Origin of the sequence: Gilliamella sp. Pas-s95 (assembly GCF_009795795.1) — a bacterium.
GTDB lineage: Bacteria > Pseudomonadota > Gammaproteobacteria > Enterobacterales > Orbaceae > Gilliamella > Gilliamella bombicola.
Window position 1 is genome coordinate 71273 of sequence record NZ_WTFC01000001.1, and the last position, 19830, is coordinate 91102.

Annotated in this window: 20 protein-coding genes; 15 read left to right on the forward strand and 5 right to left on the reverse strand. The window is 35.7% G+C overall.

The annotated features are described in order from the left end of the window. Positions 1-125 precede the first annotated feature (125 nt). Genes GQ598_RS00405 through GQ598_RS00460 form a run of 12 tightly spaced genes read left to right on the forward strand, consistent with a single transcriptional unit; the run spans position 126 to position 11531 of the window. On the forward strand, positions 126-542 hold the full coding sequence (locus tag GQ598_RS00405) for a hypothetical protein (protein WP_160401854.1): 417 nt from the start codon (positions 126-128) through the stop codon (positions 540-542). Further along, positions 512-1897, forward strand: a complete 1386-nt coding sequence (locus tag GQ598_RS00410; RefSeq protein WP_160401855.1) for an acyl-CoA synthetase — start codon at positions 512-514, stop codon at positions 1895-1897. Before GQ598_RS00405 ends, GQ598_RS00410 begins: the two co-directional genes overlap by 31 nt. Then, entirely contained in the window at positions 1890-2252 is a 363-nt protein-coding gene (locus tag GQ598_RS00415) for a hydroxymyristoyl-ACP dehydratase (protein ID WP_160401856.1), read from the forward strand. Before GQ598_RS00410 ends, GQ598_RS00415 begins: the two co-directional genes overlap by 8 nt. After that, positions 2243-3994 (forward strand): glycosyltransferase, encoded by a 1752-nt coding sequence (locus GQ598_RS00420; RefSeq protein ID WP_160401857.1) that lies wholly within the window; start codon positions 2243-2245, stop codon positions 3992-3994. Before GQ598_RS00415 ends, GQ598_RS00420 begins: the two co-directional genes overlap by 10 nt. Then, complete coding sequence (locus GQ598_RS00425) at positions 3984-4406, forward strand: thioesterase family protein (RefSeq protein WP_160401858.1); 423 nt, start codon at positions 3984-3986, stop codon at positions 4404-4406. The genes GQ598_RS00420 and GQ598_RS00425 overlap by 11 nt, the downstream gene beginning before the upstream one ends. Next, entirely contained in the window at positions 4403-5008 is a 606-nt protein-coding gene (locus tag GQ598_RS00430) for an outer membrane lipoprotein carrier protein LolA (RefSeq protein WP_160401859.1), read from the forward strand. The genes GQ598_RS00425 and GQ598_RS00430 overlap by 4 nt, the downstream gene beginning before the upstream one ends. Then, positions 4986-7322, forward strand: a complete 2337-nt coding sequence (locus GQ598_RS00435; protein ID WP_160401860.1) for an MMPL family transporter — start codon at positions 4986-4988, stop codon at positions 7320-7322. The genes GQ598_RS00430 and GQ598_RS00435 overlap by 23 nt, the downstream gene beginning before the upstream one ends. A gap of 18 nt (positions 7323-7340) precedes the next feature. Then, positions 7341-7913: a DUF3261 domain-containing protein gene (locus tag GQ598_RS00440; RefSeq protein ID WP_160401861.1), complete on the forward strand. Its 573-nt coding sequence runs from the start codon at positions 7341-7343 to the stop codon at positions 7911-7913. Continuing rightward, positions 7914-9095, forward strand: coding sequence for a beta-ketoacyl-[acyl-carrier-protein] synthase family protein (locus tag GQ598_RS00445; protein WP_160401862.1), 1182 nt, complete (start codon positions 7914-7916; stop codon positions 9093-9095). Beyond that, the gene (locus tag GQ598_RS00450) at positions 9095-9568 is read left to right on the forward strand and encodes a 3-hydroxy-fatty acyl-ACP dehydratase (protein WP_160401863.1); all 474 of its coding nucleotides are present in this window, start codon (positions 9095-9097) and stop codon (positions 9566-9568) included. Before GQ598_RS00445 ends, GQ598_RS00450 begins: the two co-directional genes overlap by 1 nt. 8 nt (positions 9569-9576) lie before the next feature. Further along, the gene (locus GQ598_RS00455; protein ID WP_160401864.1) at positions 9577-10308 is read left to right on the forward strand and encodes a 3-ketoacyl-ACP reductase FabG2; all 732 of its coding nucleotides are present in this window, start codon (positions 9577-9579) and stop codon (positions 10306-10308) included. Beyond that, the gene (locus GQ598_RS00460) at positions 10305-11531 is read left to right on the forward strand and encodes a beta-ketoacyl-ACP synthase (protein ID WP_160401865.1); all 1227 of its coding nucleotides are present in this window, start codon (positions 10305-10307) and stop codon (positions 11529-11531) included. The genes GQ598_RS00455 and GQ598_RS00460 overlap by 4 nt, the downstream gene beginning before the upstream one ends. Before the next feature lie 69 nt (positions 11532-11600). Here the strand turns inward: GQ598_RS00460 and sohB are convergent, their stop codons facing one another. After that, on the reverse strand, positions 11601-12710 hold the full coding sequence (sohB, locus tag GQ598_RS00465) for a protease SohB (protein ID WP_160401866.1): 1110 nt from the start codon (positions 12708-12710) through the stop codon (positions 11601-11603). A gap of 140 nt (positions 12711-12850) precedes the next feature. Here sohB and GQ598_RS00470 point away from each other — a divergent pair, with 140 nt between their 5' ends. Continuing rightward, positions 12851-14563, forward strand: a complete 1713-nt coding sequence (locus tag GQ598_RS00470; protein WP_160401867.1) for a formate--tetrahydrofolate ligase — start codon at positions 12851-12853, stop codon at positions 14561-14563. Beyond that, complete coding sequence (locus GQ598_RS00475; RefSeq protein ID WP_091346178.1) at positions 14563-14979, forward strand: RnfABCDGE type electron transport complex subunit B; 417 nt, start codon at positions 14563-14565, stop codon at positions 14977-14979. The genes GQ598_RS00470 and GQ598_RS00475 overlap by 1 nt, the downstream gene beginning before the upstream one ends. A gap of 45 nt (positions 14980-15024) precedes the next feature. Here GQ598_RS00475 and GQ598_RS00480 read toward each other — a convergent pair whose 3' ends face one another. The 4 genes from GQ598_RS00480 to hemG form a co-directional block, all read right to left on the reverse strand. Then, a complete protein-coding gene (locus GQ598_RS00480) occupies positions 15025-15279 on the reverse strand; it encodes a Txe/YoeB family addiction module toxin (protein ID WP_085248226.1) in 255 nt (84 codons plus the stop codon). After that, positions 15272-15526, reverse strand: a complete 255-nt coding sequence (locus GQ598_RS00485; protein ID WP_160401868.1) for a type II toxin-antitoxin system prevent-host-death family antitoxin — start codon at positions 15524-15526, stop codon at positions 15272-15274. The genes GQ598_RS00480 and GQ598_RS00485 overlap by 8 nt, the downstream gene beginning before the upstream one ends. A gap of 249 nt (positions 15527-15775) precedes the next feature. Continuing rightward, positions 15776-17602, reverse strand: a complete 1827-nt coding sequence (gene typA, locus GQ598_RS00490; protein WP_091346614.1) for a ribosome-dependent GTPase TypA — start codon at positions 17600-17602, stop codon at positions 15776-15778. A 165-nt stretch (positions 17603-17767) separates the two neighbouring features. Then, positions 17768-18289 carry a menaquinone-dependent protoporphyrinogen IX dehydrogenase gene (gene hemG / locus GQ598_RS00495; protein ID WP_160401908.1) on the reverse strand — a complete coding sequence of 174 codons (522 nt, stop codon included), beginning with the start codon at positions 18287-18289 and terminating at the stop codon, positions 17768-17770. Between the two features lie 153 nt (positions 18290-18442). Between hemG and glmU the strand changes: the two genes are divergently transcribed. Continuing rightward, positions 18443-19828, forward strand: a complete 1386-nt coding sequence (glmU, locus tag GQ598_RS00500) for a bifunctional UDP-N-acetylglucosamine diphosphorylase/glucosamine-1-phosphate N-acetyltransferase GlmU (protein ID WP_160401869.1) — start codon at positions 18443-18445, stop codon at positions 19826-19828. Positions 19829-19830 lie beyond the last annotated feature (2 nt).

Sequence of the window (19830 nt, forward strand, 5' to 3'; positions counted from 1 at the left end):
TAAAAATTATAACTAACCTATTATTGGTTTGTTATCCTTTTATTATCTACTTATCATTTAAATATCAATACATTAACCTAGCTATTTTGATTTTAATGATGTTTTTCGTTTTACGATTCGTTTCATTGCCTAATCTATTTTCATCTATGTATTGGTTAGCTAAAATTCTTGCCATTATAGGTATATTATTAGCAGTAAGCAGTTGGCTATTTGCCAAATATCAACTACTTCTTTATTATCCTGTAATGGTTAATATAATATTCTTGTTGTTGTTTAGCTATTCATTATCACAACCTCAAACAATCATCGAAAAATTTGCTAGAATGCAACACGCAGACTTACCAATTGAAGCTGTCCAATATACACGCAAAGTTACCTTATGCTGGTGTCTATTTTTTGTTGTAAATGGTGCTATTGCTTTAATAACCTGTCTAATTGGTGATATGTATTGGTGGACAATTTATAATGGTTTAATTAGTTATTTATTAATGGCCATATTAATGGGGGGAGAATGGCTCATTCGTCAAAAACTACAACATTAGTGCCATTGTCACAGCAGCTATCTCGATCAGAAAATGATATAATTGCATTTAGAAAACATCAGCCTTTGACGGTTAACGATCTAAAAAAACAGGTTTGGCGTATCTATAGCGCATTGAATCATTATTCTAATCAATATTGGGCATTATCAATGCAAGACAGCTTCAATTTTGTGGCTGGATTACTTGCGCTGCTTTATGCAGGCAAAATGCCTAAGTTGCTTAACCCCTATCATCAAGAGATACAGCATTACTATAATGGGTTATTAACTGATAATATCAATAGCGATGAAAAATTTTTAACAGATAAAATAATCATTCAGATTAATCAGTTAGATGATACAACGCTAGTTGACGATTATCAGTGTTTAAATACTGAATTTAAACAACAGATTTTAACGTTGTTTACATCGGGATCAACAGGATTACCTAAGCCAATCGATAAATCAGTGTCACAGCTTGAAAAAGAAATTCAGATCCTAATTGATAATTGGGGATCATTTTCTAATGATCTGTTTGTAGCATCGGTTTCACATGAGCATATGTATGGTTTAACATTTAAAATTATGTTATCCCTAAGTAGTAAAATCCCCTTTCTTTGTGAACCAGTAGTCTATCAAGAACAGTTAGCAAAATATCAACAAAAACAGATTATCTATATTACTACACCTTCAATTATTAAAAATTTAGATAACAATTTACCACCAATCAAATGTGATAAAGTCATTTCTTCAGGTGGTAAATTAAGTTATAAAGAAGCACTATATTGCCAACAAAATTTCAATGTATTACCGAATGAAATATATGGATCGAGTGAAACAGGTATCATTGCCACTCGCCAACAACATACCACAACTACCCCTTGGCAATTATTTTCATCAATTCATATTGAACAAGCTCAAACTCAGCAACCTTTACTAATATCACCTTTATTAGCAAAACCAGAACCATTGAACGATAAAATAAAAAAAGTAGATGACAGACATTTTCATCTGTATGGACGACAAGATAAAATTGTAAAAATTTCAGAAAATCGAGTGTCGCTTACTTATATTGAAAGAAAAATTCAGCAACTGAAACAAGTTAATGAAGTCATTATTATTCCTTTAGAACAAAATAACAGAACCATACTCGGGGCAGTTATTACCCTTTCACCCACTTATAAATCACTTTTAAAGCAGTATAATCACTTAAAATTAACACAATATTTTCGACTTTTACTAAAAGATATTTTATCATTAAATGAAATACCAAAAAAATGGCGTTTTGTTGAGCTTATTCCAAAAAATTCACAAGAAAAATGTACTTACATAGAGCTAAAAGCTCTATTTGATGCAACAAAGAAAAATAATGAATAAAAAATATGTAAATGACATAACAATTAATGTTAACGAAACAGAAGCTGATATTGAGTTTACTGTCCCTTCTGATTTATTTTGGTTTAAAGGGCATTTTCCATTTCAGCCTTTATTGCCTGGCGTAGCTCAACTTAATTGGGTCATTTATTATACTCAAAAATGCTTTGGAGAGCAGTTGACTTTATCATCGATGGACTTAGTAAAATTTCAATGTCCTGTGCTACCAAAAGATCACCTCATCTTACACCTAGTATGGTATAAAGAAAAAAATAAACTAGAATTTAAGTACACTATTGTCTCAACAGATAATAGAAAAAAAGTTGCTAGTTCAGGAAGGCTTACACTATGTCCGTAATACCATTTCCTACACCTAAACATTACTGTTTTGTTATTCCTTGTTATAACCATAGCAAAACTTTATCTTGTGTACTAAAAAATATTGAATCGCATCAACTTGAATGTATTTTAGTGGATGATGGCAGTGCAACACATGCAGCCCTAGAACTTGAACAGATTGCAGCCCAATTTCATTGGGTAACCCTAATTCGTTTAGCAACTAACCAAGGTAAAGGCGAAGCAGTCATGACGGGGCTTAAACACGCATTAAGCCTTGGCTATAAATATGCTATACAAATTGATGCAGATGGACAGCATGACACGAAAACCATTTCACAATTAATTACTCAATCAGAACTCCATCCCAATGCATTAATATCGGGTTGCCCTGTATATGATAAATCAGTTCCTAAACATCGTTTAATTGCTAGATATATCACTCATTTTTGGGTATGGGTTGAAACATTATCTTTTTCTCTTAAAGATAGCATGTGTGGATTTCGTATCTATCCTTTACAACAATCATGTCATTTAATAGAACAGAGCCAAATTGGCAAAAGAATGGATTTTGATACAGACATTATGGTGCGGCTATACTGGCAAGGTATACCGTCAATTTTTGTTCCGACCCATGTTACTTATCCTAAAGGTGGTATTTCACATTTTAGAACGCTAAAAGATAATCTGTTAATTACGCGAATGCATACTAGATTATTTTTTGGAATGTTACCTCGTATACCTTCATTAATAAAAAGAAACATATCAGAAGAGAATCAACAGTTGCATTGGTCACAAGCAGAAGAAAGAAAAGGCTTATTTGGAATAAGATTAATCCTTAAACTTTATCAGTTTTTTGGTAGGAACGTAGCGCAATATATTATGTTCCCTGTCATAGCTTATTTCTGGCTAACAGGTAAAAAACAACGCCAAGCCTCAAAACTATATTTGCAAACAGTGAAATCTTACTATGAAAAGATGCCTTTAGTAGATAAAAAACAATTAACAACTTTTCGTCATTTTCAACGTTTTGGCGATTCATTATTGGATAAATTAGCTAGTTGGCAAGGTGATATAAAACTTGATGACATTTATTCTACTAGCAAACAAGAATTTCTAGATATTATCAATAAAAAACAAGGAATTATTTTACTTTGCTCGCATCTCGGTGATATGGAAATGTGCAGAGCAATAGCTGAACTTTCCCATAATATAAAAATTAATGCGCTTGTATTTAAAAAAAATGCAGTTCGTTTTAACCAAATTCTACAAGAAGCTAATCAAGCTTCAGTAATTAATTTAATCGAAGTCGATACCTTAGGCCCTGACACCGCAATTTTACTAAAACAAAAATTAGAATTAGGAGAATGGGTAGCAATTGTAGGCGATAGAACTTCAAATAATCCTTACCATAGATCACAAGACAACTCGATTATCTGGGCAGATTTTTTAGGCAAACCAGCGCCATTCCCCAAAGGGCCGTTTATTCTGTCTTCGGCTCTAGGCTTTCCTGTTTATTTAGTTTGGGGGTTAAAACCCAATGGTCGTTTTCAGATCTATTTAGAACCTTTCGCAGATAAACTGGTATTGCCAAGAAAGAATCGTTACTCTGAACTTGAATTAATCGTACAAAAATATGCAAATAGATTAGAGCATTACTGTCTAATATCCCCCCTAGATTGGTTTAATTTTTATGATTTTTGGCAATTTAATCAACCTAAACAAATTAATTTAATGATCAATAGTGAAAAACATGAAAAGTGAATCAAAATACAGTGCAACCATTGAATATACTACCTCCTTTCATGATACCGATGCTATGGGGGTGGTTTGGCACGGTAATTATTTGAAATTTTTTGAAAAAGCCAGAGAAGCTTTATTTCAGAAATTTAATTATGGATATAAAGAGATGATCGAATCGGGTTACCTCTGGCCTATTGTTGACACACGTGTTAAATATAGTGCCTCCACTATCGCAGAACAAACTCTACATATTACAGCCAAATTAGAAGAGTATGAAAATCGTATTAAAATTAGTTATATAATAATCGATAACAAAACAGGGCAAAAAACTACTTCTGGCTATACCATTCAAGTGGCAGTATCAGTCGCCACTAAAAAAATGAACTTTGTCACACCATCAGTTTTCTTAGAATACTTTGGACTCAAAAAATGAAAAAATATTTATGCTATCTCGTTACACTTTTTGTTATCTGTTTTTCAACATGCAGTCAAGCTATCACGCTTGAAGATCTGCAAAAGCAGTTTAGTCAACAAGCAACTGTTCGTGCTGATTTTGTGCAAGATCGATATATTAATGGCTTACCAAATCCACTTCACTCAACAGGAAAAATGATTATTTCGCAACAATTTGGACTATGGTGGCAACAACAAACGCCTTTTATCATGACATTAAAAATGAATGAACAAAGAATGGAACAGCGTATTGAAGATCAAAAACCACAAATCATCACAGCTGAAAATCAACCACAACTATTTCAATTTAATCATTTACTCACAGCCATCTTTACTGCTGATAAAGAGATGTTAACCAACAATTTTGATTTAACATTATCAGAACACAATAAACAATGGACATTGATCCTTACACCAAAATTAGCACCATTAAATAAGATTTTTAAGCAAATTATTTTAGATGGTCAACAATACCTACAAACAGTTACCATTAACGATATGCAAAATGATAAAACCGTGATTGCATTCACACACCATCAAACAGTAAAACTAACTAAAAATGAACAAGTGTTATTCAACTAATCATCCAATACTAAAAAACTGTGCAATCATATGGCTTATTACTGTAATTGGCCTGATTATTGGCGCTTGTTATCTTATAACACATAGCAAACTAAATAGCAGTGTTTTGTCTTTGCTTCCAAAAGATCAAATTAATAATGTTCCAACAGAAATAATCGATGGTTTTCAAAATAGATTAGATAAACAACTAATTTTTTTAATTAAACCAGCAAAACCTGATGAAATGGCACCTGTTAATTGGTGGTATAAACAACTAAAAAAGCAGCCATTTATGCACCAAGTAAATGGCCTTCTTGATGAGTCCTTTCAGCAACAGTGGGGGCAATTTGCTTATCAATATCGTTACCAATTAATGGATAAAAAAACAGCAGAAAAAATACAATCTCATCAACAATTAACCTGGATACAAAGCCAACTATATTCGCCATTTAGTGGCATAAGCAGTAAAGAGTTAGAAAATGACCCATTATTATTAACCCGTTCATCACAGATCAATCAATTGAACAACGCAGGGAATTTAACCATTAAAAATAATTGGTTATCTGGACAAGATGAACAAGGCCAGACATGGTATATGATTTATGCTGAGCTTAATGGTTCATCTTTCAATATGAGTCAATCTCATAAAATTGTAAAACAAATCAAACAACTAACAGATGAACTTCAAACTATATGGCCAGGTGCCGAAGTTTTAAAAAGAGGCGTACTATTTTATAGCGATAATGCTAGTGTTGAAGCCCAAAATGATATTACTACCATTGGTAGTTTATCGGTTATTGGTATTATTATTTTATTGATAACCATATTTCGTTCTGTCACACCAATTATCCTTTCTCTATTATCGATTTTTATTGGTATTGTTACCGGATTAGTTGCAGTATTAACGATATTTGGTGAAATACATATTATAACCTTAGTAATGAGCACTAGCATTATTGGTATCGCCATTGATTACTCCCTTCACTATCTAACTGAACGGTTACTACATGGCAATCAAGAATCCCCTTATACTAGCTTAAAAAAATTGATATCAACGTTAGCTATTGCTTTGTGCACTAGCTTTATTGCCTATTTAATGTTATTGATCGCACCATTTCCCGGATTAAAACAACTATCCATTTTTGCTGTATTCGGCTTAGTTGGAGCATTTTTAACCGTGATATGTTGGTATCCACTGTTAGTCAAAAAATTACCAGTCCGCGAAAAGGTAGGGATGCGTTTTTTAACTTTTTGGCTTAACCTATGGGAAAATAAAAAAATCCAATGGATAATGATATCATTCGCCTTTTTATTTATTGGCTGTGGGATGATCAATTTAAAAGTCGATGATGATATCAGTAAATTGCAAACACTACCTGCTCAGCTCCAGGCCGATGAACAAAAAATTATTAGCATTACACATCAATCAACCGATCAAAAATGGTTTATTGTATTTGGCCGTACGCCTGAACAAACGTTACAACGCTTAGAAACATTCTTACCTAAATTAGAACAAGCTAAACAAAATGGCATAATTAACCAATATCAAACGATCAATATTCCTTCAATACAACGACAACAACAAAATATTGCCTTAATAAAACAATATGCACCGGATATTATTGTCGCACTCAACCAAATGAATATTCATACAAAATTAGATAACATTAATGAAATAAACGAATTTATAACGCCAGAATTATGGCAACAAAGCTCAATTAGCCAAGGTAGAAAGCTACTTTGGTTATCATTAAAAGGGGGGCAAAGTGCTACCCTGATTCCTGTTAGTGGGGTCAACCAGTTAGATAAAATGCCATCATTATCTGACCTTAAACAAGGTGTTTATTGGCTTGATCGTCACACCGAATTTAATACCATGTTCTCGACCTATCGAATTCACTTATCACAATTAATTGCCTTGGCGGTCGTTATTATTTGCTTAAGCTTTATTAGTTTTAACTGGAAGTATGGTTTAAAAACCGCTTTTAAAAGCACATTACCGACACTGCTATCAATAGGTATTGCATTGTCGGTACATGGCATTATAAACCAAACACTCAATTTATTTTCTATGTTAGCGTTAATTTTGGTGATTGGTATTGGCATCGACTATAGCCTTTTTTTGGGTAACCCTAAAAGCCAAACGCAAAGTGCATTATTAGCAGTAACTATGGCTGCACTAACAACATTATTGTCCTTTGGTCTACTGATTTTTAGTCATACCAGTGCCATTATGGGCTTTGGGCTTGTGTTAACCAGTGGAATTTTTGCTGCTTTTTTATTTGCGCCATTAGCGGTCAAGACTAACCAAAGTTCAAAATACAAAAATAATTAAAAAATCAAGGAATAATTAATGAGAAGATATTTAATGATAATAACTGTACTACTTGCCATGTTGATTTCGGCTTGTAGTAGCCAATCACAAACAAAAGCATGGCTAACCAAAGGGACTCGAATCAATCTCCCTCAACCTAATATTCAACAGTCTTATCACGATCAACAACTATTAAAATTCAATTACAATGGACAAGAAAATTCCTTGATTACCTTAATTGATGTAGATCAGAATCAACTAAAAGTCATTGGTCTTTCAGCACTTGGTATTCGCTTATTTGAAATAAACTACAATGGCAAAACCATTAATACTAAACATAATATCTTTGTAAAAGAACTACCTGCACCAGAGCAAGTTCTGTCTGATATTATGTTAAGCATTTTACCGATTAAAAATTGGCAAGCAGTGTTACCTACTGGATGGCAACTCATTGATAGTGAACAAAAGCGAACTTTATTGAATGACAAACAAGAAACGATTGTTGAGATAACCTATACAGAAAAACAATCTCAACAAATTAGAAAACCAAACCGAATAAAACACAATATCTTCGGTTATGAAATCACAATACAAAGAATGGATACAAAATAAATGATTTATGTTGCTGCACTTGGCGCTATCAATACCCTAGGTAGCACACAAGCTGAAATTAAGCACGCATTAACCCAACATTATCGTGCAAAACATAATTTAATTGAGTGCGATGGTTGGTTGTTACACGGTAAAAAAGCATGGTTAGGAAAGGTCGATGATAATCTACCTAAGATCCCAGCACATTTATCACAATATGCAACACGAAATAATCAGTTATTATATGCAGCTTATTTACAAATTCATACTGAAATAGAGCAAGCTATTAGGCAATATGGGCATAAACGTATTGCTATTATTATGGGAACAAGCACTTCAGGAATTCATGAAGGTGATCTAAATATAAAACATTATTTTCGCACACAGAATCAATCACACACGTTTACCTACAATCAACAAGAATTAGGTGATCCATCATGCTTTTTAACAGCACTATTGGGATTAAAGGGGCCTAGTTATACCATATCAACAGCATGCACTTCGAGTGCAAAAGCTGTTATCAGTGGTAAACGGTTAATTGAAGCAGGCTTAGTTGATGCAGCTATTGTCGGTGGAGCCGATAGTTTAAGTAGAATGCCAATAAATGGTTTTAACGCGTTAGAATCACTTTCTGAAACCCCCTGCATGCCTTTTGCACAGGGGCGTAATGGTATAAATATTGGTGAAGCCAGTGCATTATTACTGCTTACTAGAACTGAAACCAGCAACTTTGCTATTTTAGGAACTGGAGAGTCTTCTGATGCTTATCATATTTCATCACCACATCCTGAGGGCGTTGGGGCTCAAAAAGCCATGCAAATGGCACTTGATAACGCAAAATTAACCCCCAATGATATTGGCTACATTAACTTACATGGCACAGCAACCACATTAAATGATATTGCTGAAAGTAAAGCTGTTCATCGGCTATTTAAGCAAAATTGTCCTCCTTGTAGTTCAACCAAACACTTAACAGGGCATACTTTAGGCAGTGCTGCCATAACTGAATTAGCAATAAGCTATTTATTACTAAACCAAGATATTTATTTACCCCAACAAGATTTTTCAATATCACCATATGATAAAAGTCTTGATCCAATAAATATAGTGACACAAGACATGATGTTAAAAACCCCAACTATCATGTCAAACTCTTTTGCATTTGGTGGAAGCAATGCTTCACTTATTATCGGAAAAATATAATGCAATATTATTTAGCTGAAAATTATTTACCCCATGAAAAACCAATGGTTATGGTAGAACATGTTCATCAAATCGATGAAAACTGTTGTATCTGTAGTGTTGATGTCAATCAACATAGTATTTTAGCGCCTTTCTTAAATGAAGATAATTCATTATCCAATTTTTATGCCATTGAACTCATGGCGCAAACCATTGGCGTTTGGAATGGTTATCATGGCATGAAAAACAATCAACCACCACGACTAGGTATGCTATTAGGGGGAAGGTCAATAAAAACTACATTACCCACATTCCCTCATCATAGCCATTTAATGATTCATGCAAATTTAGTCCTTGCTGATGCTAGATTAGCTAATTTTGACTGCCAAATAATGATTGAAGAACAATGTGTTGTTTCAGGTAAACTTAATGTTTATGAACCTGATAATACCGAATTAGACTATCTGTTTGGCAAAAAACGATTAGGAGAATAAAAAAAACAATGAAACGGACAGTTCTAGTCACCGGAGCAAGTAAAGGTATCGGTAAAGCAATCGCTTACCAACTTGCACAAGATGGTTTTACTATCGTAGTTCACTACCATAATGATAAACAAGGAGCAGCTGATACCCAAGCTAGAATAGAACAATTAGGTGGTAGCGCTAGATTGATTCAATTTGATGTAAGTGATCGTTTGCAATGCCAACAAGCTATAGAAACTGATATCGAGCAACATGGTGCTTATTATGGCGTTGTAAATAATGCTGGTATCATTCGTGATGGAGCATTTCCTGCTTTAACTGAACATGATTGGAATAAAGTTATTCATACCGACCTCGACAGTTTTTATAATGTACTTCATCCATGTGTGATGCCAATGATAGGATTACGTGATGGAGGTAGAATTATTATTATCTCATCGGTTTCAGGTATTGCAGGTAATCGAGGACAAGTCAATTATAGCGCAGCAAAAGCTGGCGTTATTGGCGCAAGTAAAGCGTTAGCGCTAGAATTAGCCAAACGAAAAATTACTGTCAATTGTATTGCACCGGGATTAATTGATACTGGTATTTTAGATATGGAACCGATTGCATTACAAGAAGCAATGAGAATGATCCCTTTAAAACGAATGGGACAAGTAAATGAAGTTGCAGGACTTGCGAGTTATTTAATGTCTGATATTGCTGGATACGTAACTCGTCAAGTTATTTCAATCAATGGAGGTATGATATGACGAAAAGAGTAGTCATAACAGGCATGGGTGGTATCACCGCATTTGGGAGTGATTGGATTAGCATTCAATCTAAATTAAAAAACTTAGAAAATGCGGTTAGATATATGCCTGAATGGGAAGTTTATGATGGATTACATACCAAATTAGGTGCACCAATTGATCAATTTGAGTTACCTGAGCATTACACTAGAAAAAAAACACGCTCAATGGGAAGAGTCTCGTTATTATCGACAAAAGCTACCGAAATTGCTTTAGAAAAATCGGGATTACTAGGTGATCCAATACTGACTAATGGCGAAACAGGGATCGCATTTGGTTCATCAACAGGTAGCACACAGCCTGTTGCATCTTTTGCTACCATGCTGAATGAAAAACACACAAATAATATTACGGCAACAACCTATATCCAAATGATGCCACATACCACAGCTGTTAATACAGGGTTATTTTTTGGTCTAAAAGGTCGTTTAATCACTACCTCTAGCGCTTGTACATCGGGTAGTCAAGCAATTGGTTATGCTTATGAAGCAATAAAATATGGTATGCAAACCGTCATGGTTGCGGGTGGCGCAGAAGAATTATGCCCTTCTGAAGCAGCCGTTTTTGACACTCTTTTTGCCACTAGTCAAAAAAATGACATGCCGAAAACATCTCCAAAACCGTTTGATCGAGATCGTGACGGTCTTGTTATCGGGGAAGGAGCCGGAGCCTTAATACTAGAAGAATATGAACACGCTAAAGCGCGAGGCGCAACAATCTATGGAGAAATAATTGCATTCAAAACCAATTGTGATGCCAGCCACATAACTCAGCCACGGCAAGAAACAATTCAATACTGTATTGAACAGTCATTGAAACAAGCAGGTTTAACAGCAAGTAACATTGGTTATATCAGTGCACATGGCACTGCAACTGCACGTGGCGATATTGCAGAAAGTAATGCTGTTGCCAACATATACGGCAATAAAACGCCAATCTCATCATTAAAAAGTTATTTTGGGCACACATTAGGTGCTTGCGGAGCATTAGAGGCTTGGCTATCAGTAGAAATGATGCTTTCAGGCTGGTTTAACCCAACAATTAATCTTAATAATGTCGATCCTGAATGTGGTGATCTAGACTATATTGTTGGTACAGGTCGAAATTTAGATATTGAATATATGCAAACCAACAATTTTGCCTTCGGCGGTATTAATACTTCAATTATTATTAAACGTATATAATAACTATAATCATTAATAACACTACTTTTGTTCTGTTATTAATGGTTTACCTCACAACAAAAAGGGCTATTACAGCCCATTTCCTTGTCTGAAAAATAATTTTTCGACACTCTTTACGACATTTTTTGAAATTTTTTCTGATAATTTTTGTCTACGTTGATAACTAACAGCGATAATTTTATGTGATTCTAAGTGAGATAAAATAAAATCATCACTAGTACTAATTTCGTCAACTAAGCCTTTATCTTTAGCTTGCGTTGCAAACCAGTGTTCACCAGTAGCAACTTGTTCGATATCGATATTTGGTCGATATTCTTTAACAAAATCTTTAAATAATAGATGTGTTTCCTCAAGTTCTTGTTTGAATTTTTCACGACCTTCATCTGTGTTTTCTCCAAACATTGTCAAAGTGCGTTTATACTCACCTGCTGTTTGTAACTCAATATCCACATCATGTTTTTTAAGTAAGCGGTTAAAGTTAGGAATTTGTGCAACCACACCAATTGAACCCACAATGGCAAATGGCGCAGCGACAATTTTTGAAGCTGTACATGCCATCATATAACCACCACTGGCAGCAACTTTATCAACCACAGCGGTAAAAGGAATATCACGCTGTCTAAACCGTAATAGTTGCGATGCTGCAAGTCCATAACCGTGGACGACACCACCTGGGCTTTCAAGTTTAACGACAACTTTATCTTCTGGTTTAATAACAGCCAATACTGCTGTAATTTCTTGACGTAACTCTTCAACCTCATGCGCATCCATACTGCCGTTAAAAGACAATACAAACAATTTTGGTTTTACTTGCTGGTCTGTATGACTCTCTGCTGGCTTGGTTGTATTATCTAGCGTTGACTGTTCGTCAGATTTTTCTTGCTTTTTAACTTGTTTCTTTTTTTGTTTAGCCGCTAATTTTGCCTGTTTCTTTTCAAGTTTTTTCTGTTTTTTAAGATCTTTCATAAACAGCTTAGCTTCTAGTTCGTCCATACTTGACATTAACATATCATCTTTAACTTGCTCATATTCTTGACTAATGTCTTTGACTGACAAACGCCCTGCCACCGTTGCTGACTTACGGCGTTGGCTTAATATAAAAATAAGTATCGCTAAAATTGCAATAACAACTGTTGCTGTTTCAGCTAAAAAAAGTGAATACTCAGAAAACCAATTCATTTAACTATTTTCCTTTTATTGAATGTATTGAGTTATTATAACAAGATAATTGTGACTTGTGCCGAAAATCAATAAAGATAAAATTGTCGCTTTATTCGGCTATTTAAATTATTTATACTGATAGTCCAATTTATTGTTAGATGAGAACTAATATGCCTTTACGCCCAATTACTGAAATCGCTAAACAATGCAACATTCCAGAAGAATTTGTCCTGCCTTATGGCAAACATGTGGCAAAAATCGATCTATCGATTCTTAAAGCCAACCAAAAAAAACCTAACGGCAAATTAGTGTTAGTTACCGCTATTACGCCAACCCCACTTGGTGAGGGTAAAACGGTGAATACTATCGGACTAAGTGAAGGCTTAAATTATATTGGGAAAAAAGCCATTGCTTGTATCCGTCAGCCAAGTTTAGGTCCTGTATTTGGTGTAAAAGGTGGTGCTGCTGGCGGTGGTCAGGCTGAAGTATTACCTATGGAAACCTTAAATCTGCATTTAACTGGTGATATTCATGCTATTACTGCCGCCCATGATTTGGCATCAGCCGCATTAGATTCACGGCTTTATCATGAAGAACGCTTGGGCGATGAATTTACCGCACAAACGGGCTTGCCTCGTCTCAATATCGATGTAAATCGCATTGTGTGGAAACGCGTGATAGATCATAACGATCGTGCGCTTCGCAAAATTACTGTTGGTGTCGGTGGTGGCGTTAATGGCATTACACGCCAAGATGGATTTGAAATTACCGCAGCGTCAGAACTTATGGCAATTTTAGCATTAGCCTCAGATTTACACGATATGCGTGCACGCATTGGGCGTATTATTCTTGCTTATAATACTCAAGGTGAAGCGATTACCGCAGAACAACTTGAAGTTGCGGGCGCTATGACAGTGTTACTAAAAAATGCAATTAATCCAAACCTGATGCAAACAGTTGAAAATACGCCGGTACTTATTCATGCGGGACCTTTTGCTAATATTGCCCATGGCAACTCCTCTGTCATTGCAGATCGCATTGCTTTACAACTTGCCGATTATGTCGTAACCGAAGCTGGTTTTGGCTCAGATATGGGCATGGAAAAATTCTTTAATATTAAATATCGCCAAGCAGGAATAAAAGCCTCATGTGTAGTGCTGGTTGCAACGGTTCGTAGCTTAAAATCTAACAGCGGTAAATATAATATCAAACCAGGACAAGCGATTCCAAAAGAAATCTCAGAATCTAATGTGGAGCTGCTTGAAATTGGTGCGGCTAATTTAGCGTGGCATATCAACAATGCTAAAAGTTATGGGCTACAAGTAATTGTTGCCATTAATCGCTTTCCACACGATAGTGAAGAAGAACTCGCATTTTTACAAAAATATGCAGTTGAACATGGGGCATTTGCTTGCGAAGTGAGTGAAGTTTTCACTCAAGGCGGTAAAGGCGCTGAAAAACTGGCAGAGCATGTTATCAAAGCGTGTGATATGCCAAGTGAGATCAAATTACCTTACCCTGACAACATGTCACTTGCTGATAAAATTCAAACTATGGTAAAAAAATACGGCGCCAACAAAGCTAATTTATCAGCACAAGCACTGGAAAATATCAAAGAGATAGAAGCATTAAAACTCGATCATTTGCCGCTTTGTATCGCAAAAACCCCTATGTCAATTAGCGCTGATGCCAATCTAAAAAATGTACCTACCGATTTTGATGTCGACATTAGTCACTTAGCTATATCTGCTGGTGCTGGTTTTATTCGTGTTTATGCTGGTAATGTAATGACTATGCCAGGGCTAGGCACTAATCCAGCTTATAGACAAATTGATATTGACAAAGATGGTAATATTGTAGGTTTAAGTTAATGCAAGAAGTGATTATGCAAACCCAACAACAATATAAAGCATTTATTGACGAAGAAAACTGTATTGGCTGCGGCAAGTGCATCCGTGTTTGCCCAACCGATGCCATTGTCGGTAGCAAACAAGTATTGCACACAATACTGCCACAATTATGTACCTCATGTAGTAATTGTATCAATACCTGCCCAACAGACTGTATTACATTAAGCACGTTAGGTAGCGTATTGAGCGAATCAGAAGAGTTAGTGCTAACTCAGAAAAAGCAACAGCGATTAGGCCATAATCAGTTAGTGCCACCAACGATCTTGTTTCCACGCACCATGCCGACGACAAACAAAATCAGCACTCCCACCGATCGTAAACAGTCAATAGCCGACGCCATTGCTAGAGTAAAAGCCAAAAAAAACCTCGCTAAATAGCGGGGTTCGACAATCTGAGCCAACTTTGTTGACTAGTTTCTAGTTTCAATAATGATAACGACACGATAGAATAATAATGCAATTATTTTCAATTTTATAAACTAATCTATGTTCACTATCAATCCTTCTTGACCAATAGCCAGATAAATTAAACTTTAGACTTTCGGGCTTACCTAGGCCAGAAAATGGTGTTCTGCTAATATCTTTAAGAAGTTCATTGATGCGTTTAATCATTTTTTTATCAGTTTTCTGCCAATATAGATAATCACTCCAAGACTCATCAGAAAATAATTTATTCATCGTTCAACTGATGCTCTTGCAATTTTCCACTATTAATTTGTTCTAATGAACGCAACAAATGAGCTGCATTTGCAGGCGAACGATATAAGCGTGCTGTTTCTTCTAAAGATGCATACTCTTCATATGACATTAAGACACAATTATTCCCGTTCTGACGAGTAATAATAGTTGGCATTCTGTCATTTACAACTTCATCCATTTTAGCTGATAAATTTGCTCTTGCCGCTGAATAACTAATATGCCTCATAATATTTCCTTATTGAAAACTTAATTAACCTGCTAACATTGTACAAAATACTTGTACAACATCAACTGTTATTTTTCCTTAAATTATAGAAAAATTGATAAAACTAATAAACTAGTCGCAGGGAAAAACGATAGCTTTTCGCGTTCTCATCAAGCACATTGAAAACGATATCGTTTTATTATCACAATAGACAAAAATAAACCCCGAATTGTATCGAGGTTTTCATATTACGGTAGCACTAATACTACATTAGTCTTTATTACCACTTCTAAACGCACGTTTACGATCATTTTCAGTTAAATGACGTTTACGTAAACGGATAGATAATGGTGTAACTTCCACTAATTCGTCATCGTCAATAAACTCTAATGCTTGTTCTAATGACATTTTAATTGGAGGTGAAAGTGTTGTTGCCTCGTCAGTACCTGATGCTCGCATATTTGTTAATTTTTTACCAGTTAAACAGTTAACGGTTAAGTCGTTTGAGCGAGTGTGAATACCAATGATTTGACCTTCATAAACTTCAGCACCATGACCTAGGAATAACTTACCACGGTCTTGTAAGCCATATAGCGCATAAGCCAATGCTTTACCAGTACCGTTTGAAATCATTACGCCATTATTACGTTGACCAATTTCGCCTGGGCGAACGTCATCATAATGACTAAAGGTAGAATAAAGTAAACCGGTACCTGAGGTCATGGTCATAAATTCAGTTCTAAAACCAATAAGACCACGACTTGGAATGATATAGTCTAAACGTACGCGACCTTTACCATCTGGTAGCATGTTTGTTAAGTCACCTTTACGTAAACCAAGTGCTTCCATCACTGAACCTTGATGTTGTTCTTCAATATCAAGCGTAACTTGTTCAAATGGCTCTTGTTTTTTACCGTCAATTTCTCTAAAGATAACTTTAGGACGAGAAACCCCTAACTCATAACCTTCACGGCGCATATTTTCGATGAGTACAGACAAATGCAATTCACCACGACCTGAGACTCTAAAGGCATCTGGATCGGGCGTTTCTTCGACACGAAGTGCAACATTATGGACAAGCTCTTTATTTAAACGTTCAAGAATTTGGCGAGAAGTGACATATTTACCCTCTTTACCAGCAAACGGTGAGCTATTGACATTAAAGAACATAGTTACAGTTGGTTCATCAACGGTTAACGCAGGTAATGCTTCAACGCAGCTATTATCACAAATCGTATCAGAGATGCCTAGTTCACCAAGCCCCGTTAATGCAATAATATCGCCAGCTTCAGCAACTTCAGCCTCATAGCGTTGTAGTCCTAAATGACCAAGAACTTGCCCTACTTTGCCAGTTCGTTTATTGCCTTCACTATCAACAATAGTCACTTGTTGATTTGGTTTAACGCGACCGCGTTTAATACGACCAATACCAATAACACCAACATAATTATTATAATCAAGTTGAGAAATTTGCATTTGGAATGGACCGTCTAAATCAACCTTTGGTGGTTCAACATATTTAACGATCGCTTCAAATAATGGCGTCATATCTTCAGCCATATTTTCATGATCTAAACCTGCGATCCCCATTAATGCTGAAGCATAAACGATAGGGAAATCTAACTGTTCATCAGTAGCCCCTAAATTAACAAACAGATCGAACACTTGATCAACAACCCAATCAGGACGTGCACCTGGACGATCGACTTTATTGATAACTACAATCGGTTTTAAACCATAAGCAAATGCTTTTTGCGTTACAAAACGCGTTTGTGGCATTGGTCCATCCATTGCATCAACGAGCAATAGCACAGAATCAACCATCGACATAACACGTTCAACTTCACCACCAAAATCAGCATGTCCTGGGGTGTCAACGATATTAATTCGGTAACCATTCCAATCAATAGCGGTATTTTTAGCTAAAATGGTAATACCACGTTCTTTTTCAAGCGCATTAGAGTCCATGATACGTTCGTTATCGTCACCACGTAGATTATCTAACGTACCCGACTGTTTTAATAACTTGTCAACCAAAGTCGTTTTACCATGGTCAACGTGGGCAATAATGGCAATATTTCTTAAATTTTCAATCACAATTAAAATTCCAATTAGGAGACACATTCTATAGGCGCGGTATTGTACACCTTTTTAGCCGAAATGTTGATCTATATCACAAAGTTTATTTAAAAGAACTTGAAAACTTGATAAGTTTAGAAGAATATCGATTTGTTTGTGAAAAAGTTTCAGGAAACTATGCGTTTAAGTATAAAACTGATCGGCAAACTCATCTACCTTTGTCCAATCAGTATATTCAATCATTGGTTTTGTCACATCAGTATCGCCCTTTCCTAACCACATAATCAAACGGATCATATTGCGATCAAACCAATTATATTGTGGATAATACAGCGCGCCAGCAAAAACCGCAGTAGTGGTTGGCTTCCATGCTATTTTAGCTAAGAATTTTTTGGTGTATAAATTCGTTTCTGGCGTATTTTTATTGGGTTTTCTTGCCACCAAATTTACCCCAAAAAATCCAGACTTCATCTTATTTAATTGCTGATAATGCTTATCAATAAACGCTTTCATCACTTTGCTATAAAACCCATAACGAATCGAACAACCCAATAAAGCTGCTTGGTATTGAGTTAGATCGATTTTAGTATCGGGTAGCAGTTCAATAACGTCGCACTCACATTTATCATAAAGACGCGATTTTATACGTTGCATAATCTTAAGTGTTTGTTTTTCGTGTGTGGTATAGAGTAATAAAACTTTCATCACGGAATTCATAACATGACCTCCTTTTTTTGTTAAACTCATTGGTAAATATCAACATTACTTTTTTTATGATAAAAATTAAAAGATTGGGGATGATTTCATTAAAAACTTTGATTATAGTATTAGGCTAATTTAACCAGACCGGAACTGATTATGGCAATTTCACCTCCAAAACTGAGTGCTATTATTTTGGCGGCAGGAAAAGGCACACGGATGTATTCCAACCTACCTAAAGTTTTACATAAAATCGGCGAAAAACCGATGTTACAACATGTTATTGATACAGTTCAACAACTAAATACCAACCGCATTAATATTGTTTATGGACATGGCAAAGCACAGCTTGAAGATGTACTTAAAAATCAACATGTGCAGCTGATTTATCAAGCTGAACAACTCGGCACTGGCCATGCTGTTCAACAAGCTATCCCTTATATTCAAGATGATGAAGATATCTTAATTTTATATGGCGACACACCTCTTATATCGGTTCAAACACTACAAACTTTAATTGCTAGCAAACCAAAACAAGGCATCGCATTATTGACGGTAATACTCGATAATCCAACTGGATATGGACGCATTGAACGCCACAACGGTAAAGTCGTTGCCATTGTGGAACAAAAAGATGCCACCCCTGAGCAACAAAAAATCAATGAAATTAACACCGGTATCATGCTCGTTACTGGTAAATTATTGAAAAATTGGTTATCTCGTTTAACCAACAATAATGCGCAACAAGAGTTTTACTTAACCGACATTATTGCTTTTGCACACCAAGATGGTTATGACATACTAACCTCACACCCAGCACAACCATTTGAAGTTGAAGGCGTCAATAATCGCCTGCAATTGGCAACATTAGAACGGCAATATCAATATCAGCAAGCTCAACACTTATTACTCGCTGGTGTGACACTGCTTGATCCAAATCGCTTTGACTTACGAGGCACACTCTCGCACGGTAAAGATGTCACTATTGATTGTAATGTAATTATTGAAGGCAATGTCACACTAGGTAATAACGTATTTATTGGTGCGGGCTGTATCTTAAAAAATTGCACGATTGATGATAATTCAAATATCAGTCCGTATAGCATTATTGAAGATTCAACTATCGCTAAACAGTGTACTATCGGCCCCTTTGCTCGCCTACGACCTGGCTCACAACTTGACGAACAAGCCCATGTCGGCAATTTTGTTGAATTAAAAAAAGCACATCTGGGCAAAGCCACCAAAGCTGGGCACTTAAGCTACCTTGGCGACAGCGAAATTGGCAGTAATGTCAACATTGGTGCAGGCACTATCACTTGTAATTATGATGGCGCCAATAAATTTAAAACTATTATTGAAGATGATGTGTTTGTCGGTTCTGACACACAATTGATTGCACCAGTAAAAGTGGGTAAAGGCGCAACCATTGCAGCAGGCACAACCGTTACCAATAATGTAAATGATAACGAATTGGTCGTAAGTCGAGTTAAACAAAAACAACTTGCTGGTTGGAAACGACCTACAAAGTTAACTAACGAGGAATAAAT

Bases quoted from the DNA above. Each gene is read 5' to 3' on its own strand.
- GQ598_RS00410 (WP_160401855.1), top strand. From the start codon at position 512: ATGGCTCATTCGTCAAAAACTACAACATTAGTGCCATTGTCACAGCAG.
- GQ598_RS00415 (WP_160401856.1), top strand. From the start codon at position 1,890: ATGAATAAAAAATATGTAAATGACATAACAATTAATGTTAACGAAACA.
- GQ598_RS00420 (WP_160401857.1), top strand. From the start codon at position 2,243: ATGTCCGTAATACCATTTCCTACACCTAAACATTACTGTTTTGTTATT.
- GQ598_RS00425 (WP_160401858.1), top strand. From the start codon at position 3,984: ATGAAAAGTGAATCAAAATACAGTGCAACCATTGAATATACTACCTCC.
- GQ598_RS00430 (WP_160401859.1), top strand. From the start codon at position 4,403: ATGAAAAAATATTTATGCTATCTCGTTACACTTTTTGTTATCTGTTTT.
- GQ598_RS00435 (WP_160401860.1), top strand. From the start codon at position 4,986: ATGAACAAGTGTTATTCAACTAATCATCCAATACTAAAAAACTGTGCA.
- GQ598_RS00440 (WP_160401861.1), top strand. From the start codon at position 7,341: ATGAGAAGATATTTAATGATAATAACTGTACTACTTGCCATGTTGATT.
- GQ598_RS00445 (WP_160401862.1), top strand. From the start codon at position 7,914: ATGATTTATGTTGCTGCACTTGGCGCTATCAATACCCTAGGTAGCACA.
- GQ598_RS00450 (WP_160401863.1), top strand. From the start codon at position 9,095: ATGCAATATTATTTAGCTGAAAATTATTTACCCCATGAAAAACCAATG.
- GQ598_RS00455 (WP_160401864.1), top strand. From the start codon at position 9,577: ATGAAACGGACAGTTCTAGTCACCGGAGCAAGTAAAGGTATCGGTAAA.
- GQ598_RS00460 (WP_160401865.1), top strand. From the start codon at position 10,305: ATGACGAAAAGAGTAGTCATAACAGGCATGGGTGGTATCACCGCATTT.
- sohB (WP_160401866.1), bottom strand. From the start codon at position 12,710: ATGAATTGGTTTTCTGAGTATTCACTTTTTTTAGCTGAAACAGCAACA.
- GQ598_RS00470 (WP_160401867.1), top strand. From the start codon at position 12,851: ATGAGAACTAATATGCCTTTACGCCCAATTACTGAAATCGCTAAACAA.
- GQ598_RS00475 (WP_091346178.1), top strand. From the start codon at position 14,563: ATGCAAGAAGTGATTATGCAAACCCAACAACAATATAAAGCATTTATT.
- GQ598_RS00480 (WP_085248226.1), bottom strand. From the start codon at position 15,279: ATGAATAAATTATTTTCTGATGAGTCTTGGAGTGATTATCTATATTGG.
- GQ598_RS00485 (WP_160401868.1), bottom strand. From the start codon at position 15,526: ATGAGGCATATTAGTTATTCAGCGGCAAGAGCAAATTTATCAGCTAAA.
- hemG (WP_160401908.1), bottom strand. From the start codon at position 18,289: ATGAAAGTTTTATTACTCTATACCACACACGAAAAACAAACACTTAAG.
- glmU (WP_160401869.1), top strand. From the start codon at position 18,443: ATGGCAATTTCACCTCCAAAACTGAGTGCTATTATTTTGGCGGCAGGA.